The sequence below is a fragment of the Xanthomonas prunicola genome, assembly GCF_002846205.1.
In the GTDB taxonomy this organism is placed as follows: Bacteria; Pseudomonadota; Gammaproteobacteria; order Xanthomonadales; family Xanthomonadaceae; genus Xanthomonas; species Xanthomonas prunicola.
Genome location: NZ_PHKV01000039.1, coordinates 1 through 3,413, shown reverse-complemented (window position 1 = coordinate 3,413; position 3,413 = coordinate 1). Strand labels below are relative to the sequence as shown.

The following is a 3,413-nucleotide window of genomic DNA, read 5'->3' as shown; positions in this document are numbered from 1 at the left end:
TGCGGCACGTTGGGGATGATCATCATGGTGGTGGTGGCCATTGTGGTGACGATTTATACGGCCGGTGCGGCGGCGGGTGCTATGGGGGCAATGACTGCCACTGGTGCAACGGCAGCGAGTGCCGGTACTTTTGCAGCTGGCGTAGGAACACTGGCGGGTACTTACGGCGCTACCGCTGCAGTAGTAGGTGGCGCGGCCGGCGCATTTGCTGGCAGTTTGGCAAGCCAAGGTGTCGGCAGTGCGATGGGCCAGACCAGCTTCAGCTGGCGCAACGTGGCAGCAAGCACGGTAGCCGGCGCAGCGACGGCAGGGTTTGGCACATTGGTGAGCGGGGCACCGGCCGTGGTCGCGGCAGTGGCCACTGCGGCAATGGGCAATGTCAGTAGCTATGTGGCCAACAAGCTCGTAGGCAACGAGGCCAGCTTTAGTTGGAAGAGTGTGGCCGCCAGTGCGGTGTCTGCGGGCATCACACAGCAGTTGGCGCCGACGATCGCCCGCTCCATCGGTGTGGACGCAACGCAGTACGGGCGAGCCATCACCTCAGGCATTACCGGTGGCATCGTCAGCGCGCACGTGCGGCAAGGCATCGTGGGTGGTGCTGTCGACTATCAGGATGTGTTCGTCGATGCATTCGGTAATGCGGTCAATGGCGCGTTGATGCAGCGTGGTCAGGCGGCTCTGGCAACTAAGTCGCAGAACACACAAGCGTTCTCCGATGAGCCGACCTACTTGCTTGCTTCCAATGGCGGCGGCGGTGGAGTTGGAGCGGGCTTGCCGGAGGAATTCTGGCCATTGGCTGCAGGGAATGGGGATGTCCGCAGCAATGCCATCGACGTCGCAGGGACGCAACAGGCTGACGCGATCCCTACGATGGACACGGTGTACGCGGTTCCTGACAAATACTCGCCTGATGGCTGGTATTTCTACAACTGGAATCCTGCTGGTCAGCAGTGGAGCGACACACAACGCGTCGGAGTTGGCCGGCAAGTTGCCGGATGGAGTGCGCCGCCGGCGATGAGTCCGAATCTGGGCGTGGCTTCGTTCACGCAGGAGATGCAGCAGTGGAATGCCACGCATCAGCCGAACTATATGGGAGCTGTCACCGCCCCTAGCCTCAGCGGTCCTTACAGCAACGCCACGCCACAGTCCGATGCACGAAGCCAAATTCTCAATGATTTGCGTGAGAGTGCGTTAGGCCAAGATCCAGCCGGTCAGCTGGCAATCGGTGCGCTAGACAGGTACTTGCATATCCCGGAAATGGCCGGCGCTACACTGAGTGCCGCATGGGCGCTGAGAGGGACGCCTGACAACTTTGCGAGAATTGGAAAAGGAGTCTACAGCTACTTCGAGCGTGAAGGCTTGGATGGAGCGCTGAGCGACTATCGTTCTGGACTTGACGGTGCGCGGCAAAGCTTCTTTGAGGCCACTTATGGCGAAAATCGTGAAGTTGCGGGGCGGTTAATGTTTGATGCTGCCACCACAGTTCTTGGTCCCGAGCGGATATTCGCAGGAAATGGTCGTCATCTAGCTATAAATAGGGATTTGTTTCCTTCTGGTGGTGATAGACTCTTTGGATCGTTAGGGGCGGCTAGATTAAATCATCCAGATGAGTTTGCAGCTGCTCTTGCGAGCGTTGAATCTAACGGCGGCACAGTGGACTGGCGGATAGGACAATATGGTTTTTCAGCTGCTAGAGGAGCGCCTGGTCGGATTATTCTGGATCCTGATTCATCGATTTCAGCTGTTCGTCATGAAATTGGTCACTTCTTTGATGACATTGACAGGGGGAGTCCGGGAATGGGATTTTATTTGATGAATCCTGAAATACGGTGGGCTAGTGAGTTTTCAAGTTATTACGGGGAGATAAAAACTGCGCGCCAAATCGGTGATAGGGAAGCAGCTCGCGCACTTTTGAAAGATGCGCGCGAGGAAAGACTAAATTTGCTTGGATACTAATAATGAAACCAACAGATATCATCAAATCCATAAAAATGGAGGGGGCAAGAAAAAGCGTTCTAATGAATGCCGCACGGCATGAAAATCAAAGCGTGCGCGGCACTGCTTTTCAGTTGCTTGCTCAAAATTACCCAGACGATGAGGTAATTAGTTTAATACGAAATTCTGCCTTAGATCCTATTAATTTTGTTCCCATTATGGGCTCGGCTAGCTTGGCTCATTTTTGTGTAAAATTGTTGGTCAATATTGGAAGTGAAAATTCTCGCATGGCTGCTGCTGATCTCATCAAAGAATGGCCACCAGACGACAGGAAGGATTTGGAGTGGTTCTTAAAAAACGGGTAATTGCAATGGCGTAGTCTGCCGTCTTTGAATCGGCACGAAGCTGCTATCGAGCGTGATGGTGCAGCAGGGCGCCTCCAGCGCCGGCGATGCTTCCGCGCAGGTGCTGATCGTCTGGTACGACGCCGACGGCAACATGCTGCCCGGTGGCCTGGGCTCGTCGTGGTCCTCGGGTAACGTGGTGGACAGCGGCTCCGGCGGTGCCTGGCACAAGTCCTCGGTCACCGCCACGGCGCCGCCAGGGGCAGCCTTCATGTCCATCGCTGCCAGCGCCAATAAGCGCGCCGGCGGCGACCCGCTGTGGGTGGACGAGTTCCAGTGGACGTATACGCCGGTGCGGAGCGGGATCGACGAGTTGCCGGTCGACAAGGCGTACTGGTTCGACTACGACAAGGAAAACCGCGCCACGGTCAGCAATGGCGTGTTGCAGAACGGCCAGATCGTCATCACCAACGACGACACCAGCTCGCTGCAAAGCTACGACAGGGACGGCAAGGTCACCTTGCGCCAGTCCTTCGACAACGGGGTGCTCAAGCGCCAGCAGTTGTTCTATGACGACCAGGGGCGGGTGGTGCGCATCGTGCAGACCCTGCCCGATAACGTCACCCGCCTGCTAGAAACTAGCCGCTACGATGCCTCCGGGCGCTTGCTGGAGCGGCGTCAATACGCCGATGACGGCTCGGCCAAGCGCATCGATGTCAGCAGCTACGATGCCGATGGCCGGCTGATCAGCCAGACCGCCTACGGCATCCCGATGGGCGGGGTGTATCAGCCGGTGGACGAGGAAGGCAACCCGCTGCCGATGCCCGACGACGGCCTGGAAGGGCTGCAGCTGCTCAGCGTGGTCAATTACCAGGACGGCACCGCGGCCACCGGCTACGACGCGGCCGGGCGCCTGCGCGGGTATCGCTACTCGCTGGTACGCAACGAGCAAGGCAGTGGCATGACCACGCCGGAGGGCTACACCCACACCTACCGCTACACCTACCAGGGTGCGGAGACCTACCTCACCCAGCAGGTCATCGGCACCAGCACGCACAAGGACTTCAAAACCAGCAACAGCACCAGCACCTACGATGCCTGGGGCAAGCTGCTGTCGGTGCGCGAGAACACGCC

General features: G+C 58.1%; 2 protein-coding genes and 1 pseudogene. All 3 read left to right on the top strand.

Going from position 1 to position 3,413, the window contains the following annotated elements; all coding sequences use genetic code 11:
* A partial coding sequence (locus tag XpruCFBP8353_RS22860) for a hypothetical protein (protein ID WP_211287869.1) occupies nucleotides 1-1,956 on the top strand: 1,956 nt, incomplete at its 5' end.
* Between the two features lie 2 nt (nucleotides 1,957-1,958).
* Nucleotides 1,959-2,300 carry a hypothetical protein gene (locus tag XpruCFBP8353_RS23615; RefSeq protein ID WP_133125706.1) on the top strand — a complete coding sequence of 114 codons (342 nt, stop codon included), beginning with the start codon at nucleotides 1,959-1,961 and terminating at the stop codon, nucleotides 2,298-2,300.
* Nucleotides 2,301-2,352: 52 nt separating this feature from the next.
* Nucleotides 2,353-3,413, top strand: a pseudogene (locus XpruCFBP8353_RS22855) (LysM domain protein); the annotation flags it as partial.